General features: G+C 44.1%; 13 protein-coding genes. 2 read left to right on the plus strand and 11 right to left on the minus strand.

Annotated elements, in window-relative coordinates; all coding sequences use genetic code 11:
• Positions 1-29: 29 nt before the first annotated feature.
• The 7 genes from BZG80_RS11560 to BZG80_RS11590 all read right to left on the minus strand — a co-directional run bounded on the left by BZG80_RS11560 (position 30) and on the right by BZG80_RS11590 (position 12,284).
• Positions 30-3,755, minus strand: a complete 3,726-nt coding sequence (locus BZG80_RS11560; protein WP_077679391.1) for a DUF6079 family protein — start codon at positions 3,753-3,755, stop codon at positions 30-32.
• Positions 3,752-4,240, minus strand: coding sequence for a BREX-3 system P-loop-containing protein BrxF (brxF, locus tag BZG80_RS11565; RefSeq protein ID WP_077679392.1), 489 nt, complete (start codon positions 4,238-4,240; stop codon positions 3,752-3,754). Before brxF ends, BZG80_RS11560 begins: the two co-directional genes overlap by 4 nt.
• A gap of 12 nt (positions 4,241-4,252) precedes the next feature.
• The gene (locus BZG80_RS11570) at positions 4,253-5,149 is read right to left on the minus strand and encodes a WYL domain-containing protein (protein WP_241833901.1); all 897 of its coding nucleotides are present in this window, start codon (positions 5,147-5,149) and stop codon (positions 4,253-4,255) included.
• 259 nt (positions 5,150-5,408) lie between these two features.
• A complete protein-coding gene (locus tag BZG80_RS11575) occupies positions 5,409-5,702 on the minus strand; it encodes a DUF4276 family protein (protein WP_241833902.1) in 294 nt (97 codons plus the stop codon).
• Entirely contained in the window at positions 5,699-6,802 is a 1,104-nt protein-coding gene (locus BZG80_RS11580) for an AAA family ATPase (protein WP_077679393.1), read from the minus strand. Before BZG80_RS11580 ends, BZG80_RS11575 begins: the two co-directional genes overlap by 4 nt.
• On the minus strand, positions 6,799-8,796 hold the full coding sequence (locus tag BZG80_RS11585) for a hypothetical protein (RefSeq protein WP_077679394.1): 1,998 nt from the start codon (positions 8,794-8,796) through the stop codon (positions 6,799-6,801). Before BZG80_RS11585 ends, BZG80_RS11580 begins: the two co-directional genes overlap by 4 nt.
• Before the next feature lie 5 nt (positions 8,797-8,801).
• Positions 8,802-12,284: a hypothetical protein gene (locus BZG80_RS11590; protein ID WP_077679395.1), complete on the minus strand. Its 3,483-nt coding sequence runs from the start codon at positions 12,282-12,284 to the stop codon at positions 8,802-8,804.
• 142 nt (positions 12,285-12,426) lie between these two features.
• Here BZG80_RS11590 and BZG80_RS11595 point away from each other — a divergent pair, with 142 nt between their 5' ends.
• Positions 12,427-13,287: a helix-turn-helix transcriptional regulator gene (locus BZG80_RS11595; protein ID WP_077679396.1), complete on the plus strand. Its 861-nt coding sequence runs from the start codon at positions 12,427-12,429 to the stop codon at positions 13,285-13,287.
• Between the two features lie 84 nt (positions 13,288-13,371).
• Here the strand turns inward: BZG80_RS11595 and BZG80_RS11600 are convergent, their stop codons facing one another.
• Complete coding sequence (locus tag BZG80_RS11600; protein ID WP_206744530.1) at positions 13,372-14,712, minus strand: 6-phospho-alpha-glucosidase; 1,341 nt, start codon at positions 14,710-14,712, stop codon at positions 13,372-13,374.
• A 70-nt stretch (positions 14,713-14,782) separates the two neighbouring features.
• Positions 14,783-16,423, minus strand: a complete 1,641-nt coding sequence (locus BZG80_RS11605) for an alpha-glucoside-specific PTS transporter subunit IIBC (protein ID WP_077679397.1) — start codon at positions 16,421-16,423, stop codon at positions 14,783-14,785.
• 266 nt (positions 16,424-16,689) lie between these two features.
• Between BZG80_RS11605 and BZG80_RS11610 the strand changes: the two genes are divergently transcribed.
• On the plus strand, positions 16,690-17,394 hold the full coding sequence (locus tag BZG80_RS11610) for a GntR family transcriptional regulator (RefSeq protein WP_077670158.1): 705 nt from the start codon (positions 16,690-16,692) through the stop codon (positions 17,392-17,394).
• Positions 17,395-17,599: 205 nt separating this feature from the next.
• Here the strand turns inward: BZG80_RS11610 and BZG80_RS11615 are convergent, their stop codons facing one another.
• Both BZG80_RS11615 and BZG80_RS11620 read right to left on the minus strand, forming a co-directional pair.
• Entirely contained in the window at positions 17,600-17,986 is a 387-nt protein-coding gene (locus tag BZG80_RS11615) for a hypothetical protein (protein WP_131827558.1), read from the minus strand.
• Between the two features lie 343 nt (positions 17,987-18,329).
• Entirely contained in the window at positions 18,330-19,334 is a 1,005-nt protein-coding gene (locus BZG80_RS11620) for a hypothetical protein (protein ID WP_077679399.1), read from the minus strand.
• Positions 19,335-19,677: the final 343 nt, after the last annotated feature.

Below are 19,677 nucleotides of genomic sequence, written 5' to 3' on the forward strand. Positions count from 1 at the left end.
TGGCTTCTAGTGATTAGGTTAGAATTGGATTAATCAATAATGATTCGCACTTTGCTGCTATCTTTGCCTTTGCAATGTGTATTAAGCAGTTCTTCAAAGCGAGCTTTAACATCATCCAATTTTTGCGGCGTTCCTTTACCTAAACTTGTAACTAAATCCATTGTTGAAATTTTTACTTCTTCAAGGCCTGAAAGAGCTTCATTTACGCCTGCAATAAACTCTTTACTCACAGGAGTAGATAACCTTCCCGAGCTAATAAAAGCATCGATTTCAGTTCGTTGATCTTCTGACAATAGATCCAGTTGCAAGAAGGGATCGGCTAGCGTCGATTTTAAGCTTTGGGTCCACTCAGCCAACATCTCGGTTAATTGGTTATCTAACTGAGCTAAACGTACACTTGCTGAAACTGTATTTCCCTCACTGCGCGGTGAGAAGTTCACGGGATTTGGCGTCAACTCAATTGTTTTAGGGTCAATCGACTCAGCAACTTGCAAAGAGGCCCAATCTGATCTCCACTGCTTAAGCTGAGCTGCAGGAAACAGTGAGATACCAGCCAATGCTTCTAGAGTTTTTAGGCGTTCATCGCCGATCAGCGCCGCTTTCTCTTTATCCTGCTCCATTGTTAAACGAGCCGACTCGTACAAAGCAACATAGCGCTGAATATATGATTTTTTAAGCTGTCGCAGATTTTCTAGCTGCGCTTGCTTAAAGCTTGATTCTAAGCGTGTGGTTTTATCTTCAATACCATTTCTAAGTGCTAACGCTGCATCTCGCACATCAGATTGCCACTCATCATCCTCATCAAGAATAAGCTGTGCTTCTTTAAGATACTGAGCATATTCAGTTAAGCTATCCACCACTTCCGCAAGCTGTTTAAAGCTCTTCCACTCTTTCAAAGTTTCTGCGTGCTCTACAATTGACTCCGCCGACTCTTTGAAGTTCTTGAGTTTACCTGGCGTATTGAAACGCTGCAGGGACTCAAGGAATGTTTTCGTTTTACCCAAACGATCGGCTAACAGTGTCGCTTCATTTTCAGCAAGGACATGGTTACCCCACAACTTAAGTCGCTGTTTTACAAGCTGCTGATCGTGAACAAGAGACTTAACTAACTTTTCAATCTCTTGTCCCATTGTACGAACAACACTGTCATCACCTTGCTGAATCGAAGTTGCTAAACCTTCGTTCATTCCAAGAAGTTCAAGAACGGCTTTAATTGCTGTGACATTGAAGTCCTTTGGTGCTTGGATGTGTTTGAAGTCGATCAATGTAGCAAAGTCGATTCCTTTCAACGCATCAACGTCACTTGCAGTGATGACTTTCCCCACTACTGATAGCTCGATCTCTCCCGCATGAACTAACGTTGCTAGGATCACAAGTAGCCATTCAGGCTCCAATCGGTAAGTACCTGGTTTGAAATATAGGCGAGCGTAAACGGTCTCTAGTAGCTCACTTTGATTAACGACTTGACCGTGGCCTTTTGCTGCTAGTACTTCCAGTACTGCTTGAGCATAACGAGAACTTCTTGGTTTTAGCTTATCACCATCAAGTAGTTCAAGTGCATCAAGTACAGCGGTAGCACGTTTAGTTGCAGCACCACCAGCTAAATAGCTCAGTACATCTTTGCTCGCGACACTGATGGTATCTTCAGTAATACGCTGTGAAAACTTAGGGTATTCTGGTGCAAGAGACTGGAAGTAGCCTTCTAGAATAAAGCTTGCTACCGACTCGAAGATGTCTTTAACACTACCATGGTCACTGTCTGCAATTCCGGTGATATCGCGAACAGTTGCTCCCTTCAACCAGTCCATGATTGGCTTAGACTTACCATTATATTGGACTTCAAACGCGTCTTTGATGTTGGCGCGAATCCATTTAATCATCTCACCAAGATAGCCGTCCGCTTTGATCTTGTATGTTTGCTGTGCACTGCCTGTCGCTAGTGCACGTAGCGCTACAGATGCCGCATAGTTCTTTAGTGATTGATTAAACTCTTCGCTACGGTTTTTTAGAACAAACTGCACTTCATCTTCACGTATGTACTTTTTTTCTTGCTTAGGCGGGTTCTCAGGCTGAATGAAGTACATGTAGTAGTCGAGCTGAGGTTTCGCGGTTTCACGCTCGTTAGGAGAGCCAAGGAATAACCAACCAGGACGGCTAACGTTTCTGTCTAACCACTTCAGCTCATGCTGCCACATTACTGTTTTCGAATGTTGAGAATCTGTTTGCTCTAAGATCTCCAGCATCGCAGCTCGATAAGCTGCATTTATATTATCTGGAGCAAGCGTCGCGGCCTTCGCTTCGATGTGTGCATCAAAGTCCTCGGTTTTTTTAAGATCTAGATAAAACTGATCATTAGCCTTGTTCTTGGAGAAAAACTGACCATTAACGGTGCGGCGAACCTTAGTAAGAACAGTGACAACGTGATTTTCCAGGTTCTTACTCTTATCACCTGGCATAACCTCAATGTTCTTCAAATACAAACATAAAGAGTCGCGTAGTTCAGATGCTGTTGCACCCATCTCTGAATAAATATCGCCTACGGCCATACGGTGGATCGCAAGCCCTGCAACTAACCGTTTGGCAAACGCTTTTTCACCTGGCGTTGGGTAAGCTTGATCAATGCGATCTAGTAGAAGCGTTGCCGTTTCAATCACTTGACCAACCTCTGGGTTTGTCTTCATACTTGGTTCACTACTTAGTTCATGCCAGTATGCGTCATAAGAAAAGATTCCAGGAACATCTTGAGGCACTTCGTCTTCCATCAATTCTTTCATCTGACGGGAAAGACTTTTAAGAACTTGACGATTTTCAAGGCCGGCCATTCGCACTCGTTCGAAAGTATCAATGTAATCTGGGTGTACAGGGAATACACGAACAAACTCATCCAAACGTTCGTTCATTTTGTCGTAATAAGGCGTAAATTTTTGTAGATACTCGCGAATCCACTCCTGTTGTTGGGCGTCTTTTTTTAGCAGGCGCTCAGCAACAACATGCTTGATATCTTCACGAGCAATCAGTACCTGCTCTGCACGGTCACGAACTCGCTTTACTTCGTTAGATAGAAACTCTAGCTGCGTGCTATCAAAAATCGCTTCCTGAACGCCTGCCATAAAGCGGAAGCGAGTACCATCAATAACCTCGCCAATGACTCGAAGAATCGCGACGTCTAGCGGTAGCTCCTGTTCATTGCGAGAGCGGAAATAATCTAGCATCTCATCACAAACCAGAAGCAAACCATGATCTGGGTATTTTTCATGGAATACAGTCATCATCTCTTCGAAATATGGCTTGTGGTTTGAAGAGATTTCGGTCATTGGAGGGAATTCATAATCCACTCCCATATCGGCTAAACCATCAGTTAAGTTTTGTGTAACGATATCAGTCAGTGCCATTTTTGATGCGCCGATTTCAAACCGAATCACTTTAAACTTACCTGCAATCTTACCTGCTGCACTACGAACAACATCATTTGAAATATAGCTTGCTAAGTCAGGAAATTCTGAGACTGCGGAGATAACGGACATCAAGTGAGATTTACCTGATCCATAGTTACCCACGATCCAAAGCGCTTTGTTATCAACGGACTCTTCATACTGAAGTTGTTCAATAATGATATCGCTCAGCTTTTTTGACATCTTGTCTGAAATCACATACGACGACACTAAACCTACTGCTTGGTCATAGTAACTTGATTTCTTGAGCTGAATGTTCGCTGTTACTGATTCGAATTGAATCAAGTCGCCGTACTTCTTCATTTCATTACTCCGTTGCAGGCGTCGATCACCTGAATATCGTTTAATTCTTTTAATGGATAGGTTTTATAATCTGGTTTACCTGGTTTGGAGTAAACCACTGACGTTTCTGTTATCTCTCCGGGCCATATAGCTACTACAGCCTTAGTCTTAGCTATCCCTTTTAATAGTCTCATAGGGTCATTATCTAAAGCTGGCTCAAACAACACATCGAGCTTTGTTAGCCAGACAGAACTTCCGCTATTACTGGTAATTTTGTCAACTTCAGCTTCAAGTCGCCTAACTCTCTCTCTAATCGACAAACTCACTAGCCTACGCGCAAGCTCTTTTGACAGATTGACGAAACAAATAGATTTGTTGAGAATTTCGACCTCAATCTCGCGACGAAAATCCTCCGGGATTGTCAATAATATCAATTTGTAAGATTGATATTCTGCTCTATCTAGCGCTTCACAAACCTCGGCCAAAAGACTATCTACTAAAGTCATTTTTTCATTACCCTACAAATGTCCTGCCGCTAGATTTAAGTTCTCGACACCATACAACGCTTGTTTATTTCTTAGCCAAAGCTGGTACTCTCCTCCTGAAAGAGAACTATCCAAGGAACAATCCACGTTCCATTGTCTGAGCAAATACCCCGCAGTTGCAGCCCTAATCTCAACCTTTAGAACGCTATCTGTCATGCCATAATCCAGTTCAATCGCTTCGCTGTGCTCAATACCAGGATGCGGCACTAACTCAAGCTCTACAAAGCGATTCCATTGCCGATCCTGGGTTTCAAGTTCAGCCTCAGATAACGTAGAGTCTTCAAGCACAACCGCTACTTTAATTCGGGTCAGTACAAAGCCACGAAATTCACCATGCTTGCGGTCAAAACCACGAACGTGCCAACGCAGGCCATTGTCTACAAGCGTATGCGGCACAATGTCACGCGTTGTTTCACCGCTCGATAACGACACATAGGTAATACGCAAGGCTTTGCCTTTGTGGATGGCCTCGGTGACCTTCGCCACTATCGATAGACTCGGCTTATTGAGGTGATAAGGCGCTTCACAAGCCAACGGCGGTTTTACCTTGCCAGTGAAGCCATCTCCGTAGCCCTGGCTGATGGTTGCCAGCGTTCGTACCGCATCGTAGTCAAACAAAGGGGTAAAACGCGTTCCACGTTTGTGGAGCCGCTGCTTTGCATCATACGTGATGTTATTAGGTGCGAGCTCCCGGTATAGGTTGAAGTCTTTGGTGGCTTGTGTCGCCGCAATATTAAAGCGATCGACTAAATCGGCTCGCACCGCTTCCCCTTTAAACATTAGGGTAAAATCGATGTGTGCGATCCTATCTCTGGCTGCTTGTGACAATTGAGCGAGCTGTATTGGGTTATCATTATCCGGATTGAACACGGAGTAGGCTCTTACCTGATTAATTTTATTAGGTAAAATTTTATCATAAAAAATGCGAGACAAAAGACATTGTAGTGTTTTTTTAGGCAAGAATGTGACTATTGAACGGTGACTTTTGCCTAGTTCGCGCCATGATATTTTACCGTTTACGGGAGTGCAGACCATTGCGAGAGCACGTTGATACCGACACTAGTGATGGATAGCTTCTGGTCTTTTCTAACCAAGGGGTATCGATAGCAATCAGTAAAAATGCCGTGCTTCAAAAGCCAAACCTGATGGTGTAACGTCTTTGAGACGCTCGATCAGCGTAGGAACTTTCAGGCAGATCATAAAAGTCGAAAAAGGTGGTGCAATAACAGCTCTTATTAGCAAGCAATCGTTTTTTAACATCAGCACTCAGGCGTTCAAATTTAAAGTTGTCCCCTTTATGACCCGGTCTACCAATTAAAGCAGGCATGAGATAAATGCCCCGATGAGCGAATGGCGCCACCAGTAGCTCACGTACAAAGCTCTCTTCTGTTTGCCCTTCACAGATTACATGAACGAGTGTCATTTAGATGGTCTCCCACCGATGATATTTTTCTCCCAAAGCTCTCCCACTGAGTAATTATCCAGCCAGCTCGCAAATTTTTCTGCATCCAAACGTTTAAATGTGGATGCGCCTTCTTCGCGCTCCACTACAATAAGATCACTCAGTTCAAACTCATTCAGCAACGGCACTGATTGCGTAGAAACAATGACTTGCATCCGTTTTGATGCACTACGCAGTAATGCGCCAAGCAACATAATCGCGTAGGGATGCAAGCCAAGCTCAGGTTCATCAATCAAGATGGTTGATGGCTGATTCGGCTGAAGCAAGGCCGTCACTAAACAAATAAAGCGGATCGAGCCGTCTGAAAGCTGACTCGGCCACAATGGGTAATCACTATCACATTGCGACCACAGCAGTCGGATCTGCTCTTCACCTGATGCCAGCTGGGTTGGCTTCAACACAAAATCATCAAAAAACGGCACCGCTAAGCGAACCGTTTTGCAAATTTGCTTATAGATGTCTTGGTTATCGCGCTGCAGCTTATACAGATAGGCGGCAAGGTTTGAAGCATCACTTCGAAGAGATGCATTATCATGCACCGCGCCCACTCGCTTTACTGCCGCCCTTTCACTGGTATCGTGAAAATGAAAGACTTTCCAAACAGAAATAGCTGAATAAAAAAACGAAGCGACTTTTGCCGATCTGCCGCTATCCATCTCAGCTTTCAGGTTAGATTCTTTATGCCCTGAACCTAAATCTGGTTGAGTGACCTCATGATAGGGGCCAGCAAAATAAAGCTGCTCTCGACTGAAGGTAAACGCATCGTCTGCTGTAGGCGCTAAATCAGCAAGGTAACCGTTATCACTAAAACAAATGTCGGTTTTCAGGCTGGCGGTCTCTTTGACGCCATAACTCACCACCCGATCGGCGCCACCTTGTTTACTCGCCCATACTTGCAGTCGACCCTCAACCAATTCATGCAACATACGGAAGTAGCTCACAAAGTTACTCTTACCGACGCCATTGGCGCCGATAAGAACGTTAAGATCATTCAGCCGCAACTTTTCAAGCTGGCAAATAGACTTAAAACCATGAATGGTCAGTGTGTCTATTTTACTCATTGGCTGCCTCTCTTGCTTTGCATATTACTGTACTTGAATCTATCTTTACACTCCGACAAATACTTGAAAGGGAAAGGTTTTACTGTCGCTAACTTATTACGGATAAAATAGCTTTGAGTCAGTGTTAAACAAATTTGTTTTAAGTCTTCTGGGCCTTCGAGATATCTCAAGTGGTTGAACTGGCCTCGGTGAAACTTGAACCCTCCTTTTTCAATGCCCACAAAATAAGCAGAATGGTCAGCGTCATAGAAGTGTCCGGTTAAAGCTTCTAGGTATTCGTTGTGCTCACCTTTTATCGAATAATTGAGCATGATGCCTGTTTGCTCAAAGTAACCGTCAATCAATGCTTTTTCTGCGGTTGATCGGTATCCAATCTGGGCAATTTTAAGATCTTGTTTGTCAAACTCTTCCTGCAAAGGGTGCGTGTTTAGCATTGATACTAGCTTGTCGTAAACGGGATCTTGCCCATAGGCACCATCAGTAAGAAAGCGTTCAATAAACGCACGACTTATGCCCTGTTGATTGCTTCTTTTTAGATGTTCCAATACTTCAAAAAGCCGTGCAGCATCTGGAATCGCCGCAATTTCCTCATGCACGATGGTGCAGATACGAGGAGATTGCTGTGCCATGTCGATCACATAACTGAGCGTTTCAAAATAACGTTTTTTTTCAGGCAGTTCGATACCAAGATCATCAAAGTAAAACGCATCTTGTTGTTCATACTGAAAACATCCGTTGCGACATTTTAAGATATGAAAGATTGGATCCTTATTGCCGTATGGGGGATCTTCTCTCTCTACAAACCAATAGACCCCTTGCAATTCTTGAATGAAGAACTGCTGCGCTAAGCACTCTTGCTTAATAGCCATTTCTTTGACTAGCGCATCAATGATCGGGTTCAGTGCATTACCTTTCGTTTTGTTTCGTACCGAAGTAATTGTGGAGTTGTAGATACTTTGCGTCACTCTATGTTCGGAATAGAAACTTGCTTTGGGATCAGATCGCCCTGCTTTGTCGTAGTCTTCGGGGCTGTCTAAAACCACGAGTAAAGGTTTGCTCGCATCAATGCTCGCTTCAGAATCCAAAAATTCAATCTTTACCGGCCATCGCTGCTGTTTAAGTCTCTCAAATCCTTCCTCTTTCAATGATGCATTTACCACTTGTAAACCACCACGATTATCAATCACTTGATAAATGCGCTGATACACGTTTTCGACATTACACTTTTTATAATGCTTGCGCCAAGTTGCCTCAATAGACTTTAGCTGCATCGACAAGCAGCCAGAGAAATGATGATTCATCAGTTCAACAAAGTGATAAAGAGCCCCCGTTTTTGTTTTTTGCAGTGATATCAGCTCTTTACCAGATATATCGATGGCATTTGTGGTAAATTTGCCTTTTCCTGGGCTGTGAACAATCAGATTTCCTTTCGGATTGCGTCGCAAAAGCCCACTTTCCATGTCAAATTCAAACTTAGGTAGTTTTTCAATGGTGTTTGCGCGCTTGTGCGCCGTTTCTATTGGCGAGAATGTGGTTCCATCCATGGAGATGAATAACGCGTTAAAACGCACACTTTCTTTAAGATCAAACTTGATGCATTTGTACACGGTATGCTCAAAAAACTTCTCCGGCTCTACAAAGAGAAATGTTTCCCCAAGCCCTGAAAAAAACTCACTCGACGCCACTTTCCCAAGGGCTCGTATAAACAGGCGCCCTAACAATAGTGGTGCACAGTCTTCAAACGCCACACGCTCAAAGCCAATATCGGCCGATTCTGGCTTGGTTTTATCGTGTTGATCGCGAAGTATCCAGTAGTAACCTGAGTGTTTAATGAGCGCTTTGGGCTTCGCCACTCGTTCAACAAGACTCAGTTGATGCGCATAACCAGCATTTCCGGTCCTCTTATCCAATGAGGCTTTGTAGATTACGTACTTTTGATTCAACGCATCAAAATCAAAGGTTAGGTTAATCAGTGTGGTTAAACTTCGACTCATCGGCTTCACTCCGCAAACTGATTTAATAATTCGAGTAGTTGATTCATGGGAGGAACATTGTTCGCACCCGACTCTCGGTCAATGATCCCAGGAATTTCAATCACGTCCGCTATATTTGGAATAACATGCTCAACAAATGGTTTATCCTCACTCTCGTATTGGCGCGAATTGATCCCGCCTGCACCACTCCATATAGTATTGATATACAAAGCTTGCAGATGCTTATTTACAAACTCGTCGGGTGGGTTTTTCCTAATTTGCTGCAGCTTGACCTGGCATTTATCTAGAGTGTTGTCGTGAACCAAACATCCCAGCTCTAAGTCCCAATGCTTAACATCAACCAACAAAATTCGGTTGCCGAGTGCTATGTAGCCATCGAACCACTCTACGCATCCACTTGGCATGGCATGCAATGGATAACCAAATGCCATCAGGATCGCACTTACCGCTTCTTCGCCAAGTGCTCCCATGTAGAGATCAAACATTGCTGGCGCTAATACAAACTGAGCCTTGCCAAAGGTGGTAGCAAAACCATTGGCGTCGAAATGCGCCGACACCAATGAGTTTTTCATCAGTAAAGGAAGCCGAGCAGCCGCTTCCGATACTTCGCGTAACCCAGATTCATCCGCTGGATTAATAAAAATTTCAGTGATGCCTTTCTCTTCAGAATGATCAATTTGATATTGATACTGACCTACTGAGCTCTGAACATCGATGTAGTAACGAACTTCCTCTCCCGTTGGCGAGGACAGCATGGTCGGTTTTGTCAGCATCCACTGACGCAACCTTTCGTACTGGCCAATCGAATTTTCATTCTGGTGTTCATAAACGCTGGTCACAAGCCTTTGTATATGGGCATAGTTTCTTGAGGCCCGGGGGTGATAGGACATTTGCTGCTTTTCGTGCTCTTTGGCTTGATAGTGCAGCTTAATCTCCGTCACCAATGCTTGGTATTCGTGAGAAAGGAAAGAGAGATTGCGATTGTCTTTTGCCAGGGTTTCCACAAAATCAGCAACTGCGTCATACATAATGGTGATTTGATTTTGCTTCCACTCGGTACGACACATACGGCCCAGCGCTTGTTCGATAAAACGATAAACAGCATATCGATAATCTTCGCTCTTTTTATAACTTGAGATCAGAGATCTAACGGCGGAATTATTCACGCGCGCAGCAATGAGAGATTTGAGCTTCGATTTAGCTTCGTTGGCGACCATAATGCCCTTTTCATGAAGCATAAGGGTATCGTGAATACTCTTTTTGATGGCTAAATCGCGCTCATCCACCGCCAAGTCGTCGCTAATTAAACAACCAATCAAGGTCGTCGGTTGCTCAAGATAAATAGAGTCAATATCTGTTTTATGCTGGAATGGCTTAATGCCTTCAGGGCCTACGTAAGTTAATGTATGATCATCTCTCATCGTGTATGAGGGCGATAATCCCGCCCCCGTCGCCTGGTAGTTAGTGATCACGACGACTTTTTGAGTTGTGGTCTCCAATCGTTTTAAGATCGCTTGGAATTGGTCATTTCTGAATGAAGCGGCATTAATATTCTCAAAAATAGTCACATTATACTTTTCACCCACCCGCTTCATGAAATCCATGAACTCATGATTCCTATAGCTTTTGTTGATCATACAAAAATGGTATCGGTTGCTTGGATGCAAAGAGAACTGACGGATTGAGTCGACTAGCTTATTGGCTCTCTTAATAGAGTACGGTAAGCCGTGAGTGTCCGTGCTTAAAAGCTTACACAGTTCATTCTCAAGTAGTGTTGGATGCAGCTTTGTTCCTTTGAATTCTTGATAAAGCGATTCTACACCGCCCCAATCCACACGCTCGGAAATGCCCTTAACACTAATCAGAATCTGGTTTTCTGTATATCTACGTTTTGCATAGTACTCTGCTTGTATCGCCGCTTTCTGGGCGGAATTGAGACGTACCAAACGGTCAGAAAGCACTTCACTGAGATAGTCGAGATCAAAATTATGAATTGCCGTACGGCTGGTAGCCGTTGCACTAACACCGAGGACTTTTGCCCCAGCTAGCACCCAATGAGCGAGTAAGCCTGTCGATGTTAATGCCAAATCAAATGTAGACGCCTTGGCGGTATTGTCGGTGTCGCTGTATTTGGCAATATTAGCAATTTCGTAGCCGCTGTCGTGAAAGCTATATGCGCGGTGCTCATTTTGCACTTTAAAGCTTAACCTGGCCGCAATTAACGACATAATATTTGGCGTCAGATCCACCAGCCCAAGGTGGTTGAGGATTTTCTCCACCAGATTTTCTGTGGTGTAAGTTCTTGAGTCTTCTAATTTCGCCAAGTTCTTTTTCAGCTGAAGAATGGCACTGAGCATGCCATTGCAAAAGCTCCGAACAAGCCGGGCACTATTGTTAACGAATTGTATTGCGCTTTCACTACCTTCCGAACCAATCTCATGACTGCCTAACTCATGATTAATTTGGGACTTTAACGCTTCGTGCTCAAAGTTAATGGTATGAATAGACATCCGGTCTGAAAGGAGTGTGAATACTCGGTTTTGGTTTTCGCTTCCCTTTTGAATCGTTGCAGTGGTAATGAACGGTCGGTAGTTGATATGCCATTTATCTTTATGATCAGCGAGTGCATTCCGGAAACGATTAAAACACTGATCGACATACCTAAATTCTGGCGAGCCGTGAATTTTGAAGCTGTCAAAACTCGCGTAAATTTTTCGGGTTAAGTCGATAATGTCATAATCAGTGACGGTATTGATTAGGTGGTTTAGAAATTCACTTTGCTGGCGGTCAAACTCATCCAGGATCAATAGTGAGTTATCAAGAAAATCGCTAACTCTGTAGCTTTTATTAAGGCTATGCCAAGGGTAGAGCAACTTAGATGTGGTTAAAAAGAGTACCTGTGTTTTTTCCTGGTCAATCCTTCGTGCCGGGAATATTCGATCAAGAACATCATTCAATTCGACATCTTTGCACGCTTTACCTTGCAAATATGTCTTGAGCATAGAGAAGATTTTGCTGTGTTGAGCTCTCAGGTCCTCATCAAATATCGACGTGTTACTGCTGTTTTTTGCCTGTTCTAATAGAGTGACTTTATCGCGTATCGTTTTGATCGCTTTTCGTTGTTGTACGTCGAGCTGCTCGAATATCGTTGCCCAATCCTGCTCTGATAACCCGGCAATGGCGATATCTTGAGATGGGATCCAAATGATGTTGCGTTTCAGTTCTAGTTTTTGTTTATCACTTAATGCCGCCTTATCGTCAACGCGCTCAAGTAACGCGTCATACGCTTCTTTCACGTTAACTCTTAAGTTGGTCGCATAAATGAGTGTTAGCTTCGAATCCGCAATAAGGTGCGCTAGCTGAAGCTCGGTGGCTTGATAGGTCTTCCCTAAGCCGGTCTGGGCATCGATGATTGCCAAAAAGCCGTCTTTTGACTGACAGGTTTCGGGTCCTGCCATTTCGAGGTAAGTTTCAAACAATGCACTCATTATCTTAGCTCCGATATTATTTCAACCCTGCCAGCAGCCTGCTCAGTTGACGAAAAAATGTCCAAAAAATACTATGTCGTCAGTAAAGACAGGTAAATACTGAATACATAAACATGTCGAGTAACTAGACAGGAGTTAAGTAATGAAGAAATGGCCGATCCGGTGGGATTTACTCTTGCGATACCGGATGATTGAGATCGTTGCACTCTGGGAGGGAAGGTTAACCACCAATCACTTGATACAAAGTTTTGGTATCGGGCGACAACAAGCGTCCAAAGATATTAATTCCTATCTAGCCGATATCGCACCGGGTAACCTTGTTTACGATAAGCATTTAAAGGGTTATAAACCCAATGAGAGCTTTACTCCCAAGTTGACTTCCGGTCATGCCGACGAGTATCTTCACATCCTTTCCCGCCGTGAAGATATCACCGTAACATTTGGTGACCTTGACATGGGGTTTGAACATACAGCCATGATCCGTCCAGTAACACGTAATATTGCTCCTGAAGTATTGCGGCCTCTCGTTCAAGCCATTCGGGATAAAAAACGTGTCGATATTTGCTACACATCTTTAAAAAATGGTGAATTCGTCGAAAGGATTATTTCGCCTCATACGCTGGTTTGTACCCCGTTACGCTGGCATGTTCGCGCCTATTGTGAGTATGCAAGAGACTATCGTGATTTTGTATTGAGTCGCATCCATGGCATCCCAGACATCAATGATAATGCTGCCCACGGCAAACAAGAGGATACGCTTTGGAATACGAACGCAGTTATCGAACTGACCCCGGACACGCGTCTTAGCGATAAGCAAAAAGCGGTGATAGAAAAAGATTACGGCATGGTCAACGGTACCCTGAGAATCCCCACTAATGCCTCTCTCGTTCACTACCTTTTAATTGCGTATAACATCGATATACACATGCAAAAATACAACCCCCAAGGGCAGCAGATTGTGGTGGGCAATATGGATGAATTGATGCCGTATCTGGCTTATTAATAACCAGCCGTGGTGCTTAGAACGAAAAAGGGAGCCGGATGATTGGCTCCCTTGGTTAGCTCTAACTAGCCTAGAACGTATTTATCAACCGAGTTCTACCCAATACTCTTTGTTCACTTCTAGCATTTCGTCCAAAATTTCTTTGGCTTTTGAAGCGCTTGGAATTGTGGCTGACAAGGTAAACGCTTGCCATAGCCGTTGGTAAGAGCCCTCAACGTGAGCTTGAACAACAAGCTTTTCAACTGATACCTGTTGATTCATCATGCCTTTTTGGAATTCAGGGATTTCACCGATTTGCATTGGTTTTGCGCCTGTATTATCGACAATACAAGGGATTTCAACCATCGCTGTTGGATCAAAGTTACTAATAGCCCCGTTGTTAGGGACGATAAGTAGCATTCTTTCCTTGGTGTTAAAGGCTATCGCGGTCGCTAAATCAACGATGTACGATGCGTGTTCCTCAACCTCGATGGTGGTGTCCTTTGCTGTCCCTGCTGCGATAATGCGATGGCATTCGGTGAAGACTTCTTTCTCGCGCCCATCCATCACCTCATTGGCCCGCGTGTAAACCTTATCGGAGTGTTCCACAACATAGTCAGGATACAGATAGTATTTAAGATATGTGTTTGGGATCGTTTCTGGGTCCAGCGCATACACGTCACGCACTTTGATAAACGTATCCTTCCATGATTCGTCGGTATGCTGAGCACCGTTCATCGCGCTAGGTGGCAAGTAACCATGTTCTTTCACATACGCTTTAATCCGAGGCATGAGATCTTCGCCGGTTTTGGCATCTTTAAACTCTTTCCACCATCCAAAGTGGTTCAGGCCGTAGTACATCACATCAAACTGTTTACGGTCTTCATACCCCAAGATTTCAGCGATACGGGTCTCTATCCCAATCGGCATGTCACAGATATTGAGCACTTTTGAATCCGGCCGTAGCACTCGACAAGCCTCAGCAACAATTGCTGCCGGGTTGGAGTAGTTCAGCATCCATGCATTTGGTGAGTACTTTTCCATGTAGTCGATAAGCTCAATCACAGCAGGAATGGAGCGTAAACCGTAAGCCATACCACCTGGGCCACACGTTTCTTGGCCCACACAGCCATGACGAAGCGGGATTTTTTCATCTTGCTCTCGCATGGCGTAAAGACCAGCGCGAATATGCGCCATGCAAAAATCAACATCCGTAAAGGCTTCTTCTGGGTCGGTGGTATAAGAGAACTCGATTTGAGGCGCTCGCTCTTGTAGTAAGATCTTGCATGCTTCAGCCACGGTTTCCTGCCGAGATGCAAAGTTGTCGTAGAATTTCAGTTTACGGATCGGAAAACGATCTTGGTTTTCCAGTAGCATCATGACAATACCCGGGGTGAAGGTTGAGCCGCCGCCTGCGATAACAACTGAGAATTCTTTTTTCATCATTTCCTCTCTTATTTGGCTTGAATCATTTGCCAATAAATAGCTTGTTTATAAGTATTTGATAGATATATTTTTAAATGGCTGGGTTTGGCGCAACCTCTGCGTCCTCTTCCCTTTTTGCTTGTTTTTCACCTCGGTACACAGCGACGATTTTTTCGCATTCCTCCCGAAGCTGGGGAACGTTGAGACCAATAATGACCTGTACAGCTTGGCCATTCGTCACCACATTGACCGCACCGGTATTCATAAAGAACTCGGGAGAGGCAACCTTACTTGGGTCGGCAACCGTTACGCGTAAACGTGTTGCACAGTTACTCAATTCAATAATGTTTTCAGTTCCACCTAGGCCATCCAAGGTTTCAGCCGCTTGTACTTGCATTGGGCTGACCGCATGACCATCTTTGCCGGTAATTCCGTGTTTTTTATTGAAGTCATCTTTAGTGTGAAGTTTGAGATCGGCATCGCCTCGCCCCGCAATTTGCACATCAAATTTCTCAATCAAGAACTTAAAGGTGACGAAGTAGATAAGCGTGAATGCCAGACCAATCAGAATTTGGGTCACGACCATACTGGTGTGGTTGCCGAGTAACGGTATCCAATTCCCTGTGACGAACTCGATTAATCCTCCCCCCATGTTTCCAACCACGCCGAAGCTATACATCATCATCGCCATGGTGCCAGCAAGGAGCGCATGAATGGCGAACAACCAAGGTGCAATGAAAAGGAACGTAAATTCGAGTGGTTCAGTGATACCCACCAGCATCGCCGTGAGCGTCGCGGGAATGAGAAGCGCAGCAACCTTTTTACGATTCTCGGTTTTGGCAGTGGCATACATCGCCATGGCAATCCCAACACAACCAAAGACTTTCGAGTTGCCGTGTAAGGCAAAGCCTCCTGCGGGAAAGAGATCTTTCATCGCCGTTGACGATTGAGTAAAACTCTCGAGATTCATAAACCAATCAGCGGTGATGCCATTTGGTGTCGCGATGTTGCCGAAGACAAACGGCGTATAGATGAAGTGATGCAGGCCAGTTGGGATTAAAATGCGTTCGAGAAAGGTGTATAGCCATACGCCAAACGACCCTGACTCCAACATGAATGTTTGTAGACTAAGGATGCCCTGCTGAATGGAAGGCCAAATATAAAGAGTGAGCCAAGCTGCTGGGATCATCGCGAAGAATGACAACATGGCGACAAAAGACGCACCTTGAAAGATACCTAAATAGGCCGGCAATGTTTTTTCAAACGTGCGGTTGTGGATCCAGGTGATCAGAGACGAGATAATGATGGCACCAAAAATCCCGGTATCGAGCGTTTTGATACCAGCCACTTCTGTGAGTCCTGATGTGCCGCCGATAGCCTGTGAGAAATCAACACCAAAAAACTCGCCCCAAAAGCCTCCCATTGCATTAACGAAGTAGTTAAACGTCAGGTAGGACACAAGCACAACCATCACTGCTCGAGCATGTGCTGTTTTGGCAAGACCTATGGGTAAACCGATAGCAAAAAGCAGCGCCATGTTACGGAAGATGGTCCATCCTCCTTCTTCGATGACTTTTAGTATTTGGTAATAAAGGCCCTCTTTATCTGCAAGATCGCCGACAAACACTGGGTTTTTCAGAACAATACTTAACCCAATCAGTATCCCAACAAACGGGAATAGCAGTACAGGGGTGAACATTGCTCCGCCTAATCGTTGTATTGCACTTAACATAAGCAGCTTCCTTGGTAATGTTTTTTTAGGCTTTGTTGTCTTCTGACAACTACAACCTATACCCGCCCCAAAAACAATACAAATAAAATATAAGTAAATCGTGATAAGATACAAATAAATACAACAAAGCTAAAAACAGGGCAAAAAACGTACTAAACATTGATCTCGTTGCTTGATAAACAGACAAACCAGTGTTTTAGGGTCGGAGGGTCGCTTAATTTGTCTTTTTTTTGTATTATCTGGCAGGTGTACTAGAGAGGTGAAAGATGCTGTATAAAAAAGTGATGCAAGATTTACGCTCACGCATCAATTCAGACGAGTTCGAGGTTGGTGATATCCTCCCCACAGAAAAAGCACTCAGCGAACATTATGGCGTTAGCCGAGTGACTATACGTAATGCTATCGATGAGTTGGTTGAACTAGGCTTAGTTGCAAAGCGTCAAGGCGCTGGCACAAGCATCATCGGTAAAACGGTCGTTGGCTCGTTGCTAACACTGAAAAGCACCAATGAATACTTCTCAAGTACAAACACGACGCTTGAATACAAGATTGATGAGTTCTCTCTCATTGATCCAGACGAAGAGCTGGTGCGGCTTTTAAAGGTCGAGAAAACCGAAAAAGTCTATTTTATTCGAAGATTCAAGCTATTAAACGGAAAGCCATCCGTATACGAAGAGTCTTACATGCCTGCCTCACTCTATCCACGAATGAATGTGATGTCTTTAGAAGGCTCAAAATATCGCTACCTGGAAGAGGAACTAGGTCTTGATATCGACGGCGCGTCTCAAGATTTCGAAGCCATCCTTCCGAACGAGTCAATGCGTCGGATCCTCGATATCGATCCATCAACGCCATTACTTCAAGTACTGTCCATCGGTTTGCTAAAAGACGGCCGTGTCTTTGAATACACAAAGCTGGTATCACTACCTGGCACCATGTCTTACAAGCATTACCTTAAACGGGGTGAGTAGCAGGGCGAGCGCATGAGTGTTCATTTTTCAACCTCTGCCGGTATGCCTGCTGCTAAAACCTTTTCTAAGAAGCTGGGATTCATGAGACAACGCTGTTCAAACACAACATCGTCATGAAGGTTCGGCGCTGATCACTGAATGCCACGGTGATCGCGTTCGCGATCTCTCCCTGGCTCCCGCCATGATAGCGAGTATGCTTTCCCAGCTAAGACGGAAACACTTGCACCCAATTAATTTGCCCTTTGTAGTTACGAGTGCTCCATGCAATAAGAATATTCAGCAGAATCGACACACCTTGGGTAACAAAAATGACTGGTGCCGCTATTAACATCAATAAAGCAGTCAGCAAGGTTGCCCAAGAAAAACCTCGTCGACATATCCAGTAAATAGCATATATGGGCGGAAGCAACAGTAATGCACCAACGACATACAGTGGTGAAATCACTTCGCCCAATATTTGGTGCGGGTAGATAAGGCGCAATAGCCATAACACATCTAGGGCGCCCCAGAAAACCATAAACTCACGCTGGCTAATAGGATATACACCATGCTTGTACAACAGATGTTGATTGAGATGGTGTCTAAAGCTCATTATTTCATGAATCACTCGCCCAATCAGTGAAAAAGCCAAACGAAAAATAAAAAGCAATACAATTAAAGTAAGAATAGAGCCCATACTTGCCACTTAATCAAAAGATATCGAACAACCATAACCACCGGGGAAGCACTCAAACAGCAAGTGATAGACTGTATTTTAGTGATGCGTTTCAATAGGCTATTGCTGACATCATTCCCGCACAATCACACTGCCTATTGAAAAAACCGGCTTTCACAATATGGAAGCTGACAATTAAACCCGATGAGAATCGTTCAATTAATTAAAAAAAGAGCGGCATTGTGCAATGCGCTCTTTTCTACTACTGTTACTGCTTCATTTAGCGACCGTATTTTTCCTTTCTGTATTGGCTTGCTTCCTGAAGCTCTTCGTCGCTGAGTCGCTGAGGAATGTCTTTTCCATACCCATGGCTGTGCATTTCTTGTAGCCGCAATGGGCTGCAATGCCTGCTCATACCAAGAACTAAATAAAAGTCATTTTCTGCGTTCTTTAATGGAATGATCGGTAACCATGCTTTATCTTCATTGTTATCAATCAGTAACGCGTCATCACCAAATTTTGATTTGATTTTATCCAGGTATCGGTTGTCTTTATCTATAACGTCCTTAGCCTTGTTGACTATCTCTTTCACAGCTTCAAAGGGGCGTGTGTATACCTTTTTCAGCACTTCTTGTTCATATAAAGTGACAGGCAAGGACATAAACTCCTCCACCGTTCGGTAGTCAATGATCATATAGCCCATCGACGTATACACGTAATCGTTAAGACGAACATCGTTTTCGACAATCCGATCATGCATATCAAATTCAGCATTCGGCTCTAGGTATGGGCTGACCCATGCGATATCCGTCGCCACTTCCGTTGTTGCGCCGTAAAGATAACCCGCCGCGGGTGCGCTTTTAGCGGCCAGTACACCCTTTTGTCCGAAGAACCCAGAATCTCCAAGGTTCCTCTCTATAAGAGGGGCGGCATCTGCCTGACTAAATACGATATGTAGTTGGTCACGACGGATACTCATTTTGTCGTCAGTAAATCCAAACGCATTCAGCCCTGAATTAGCCACGATATGCTTAGCCGCTATCGCTTCGACAAATGCTAAGTTGTCTTCCATTGAATGCTTATTATCGTAATCGAATGTTACTCGTAGTCGTCCTACCCCGGTTTTAAACTGGTCAAAATCATGCTTGTATTTACGTTTGTTGAAGAACATATCAAGATCGCGGTTAAAATCGACCGTCCACAGGACATCAGCTTCTGTTAAAGCCCCCTCTTGACGAATCAATTCTGGCGATGCGTAGATCATTACAGTATGTTTCATATCCATTTCTTGCTCCTTGTTAATGTTTTACAACGGGTATGTCCGTTCTGAGTGACTCTCGTAAAAGTCACTCAGAATGGAGAAACTTAAGTTTGGGAATGCGAATGGGGTCACGAATAGTGCTTGCACGGCCTTGTTCATCGGACTTGATTTCACAACCAAAAACCGAACGATAGACTCGCCGTCATGACTATTAATAGATTGAGTGATATCAGTGGGATGCTTAACTTGCGTTGGCATTGGTATAACTCCTTATTACGCCTTTTCAGGCAGACTTTGGGCGCTAAATCGAAAGATTCCGATACTAGCTGAGTGGTAGCGATGTTTGATTAACATCAGACAACGAGTT

It is taken from the genome of Salinivibrio sp. MA440 (assembly GCF_001996265.1).
Taxonomy (GTDB): Bacteria; Pseudomonadota; Gammaproteobacteria; order Enterobacterales; family Vibrionaceae; genus Salinivibrio; species Salinivibrio costicola.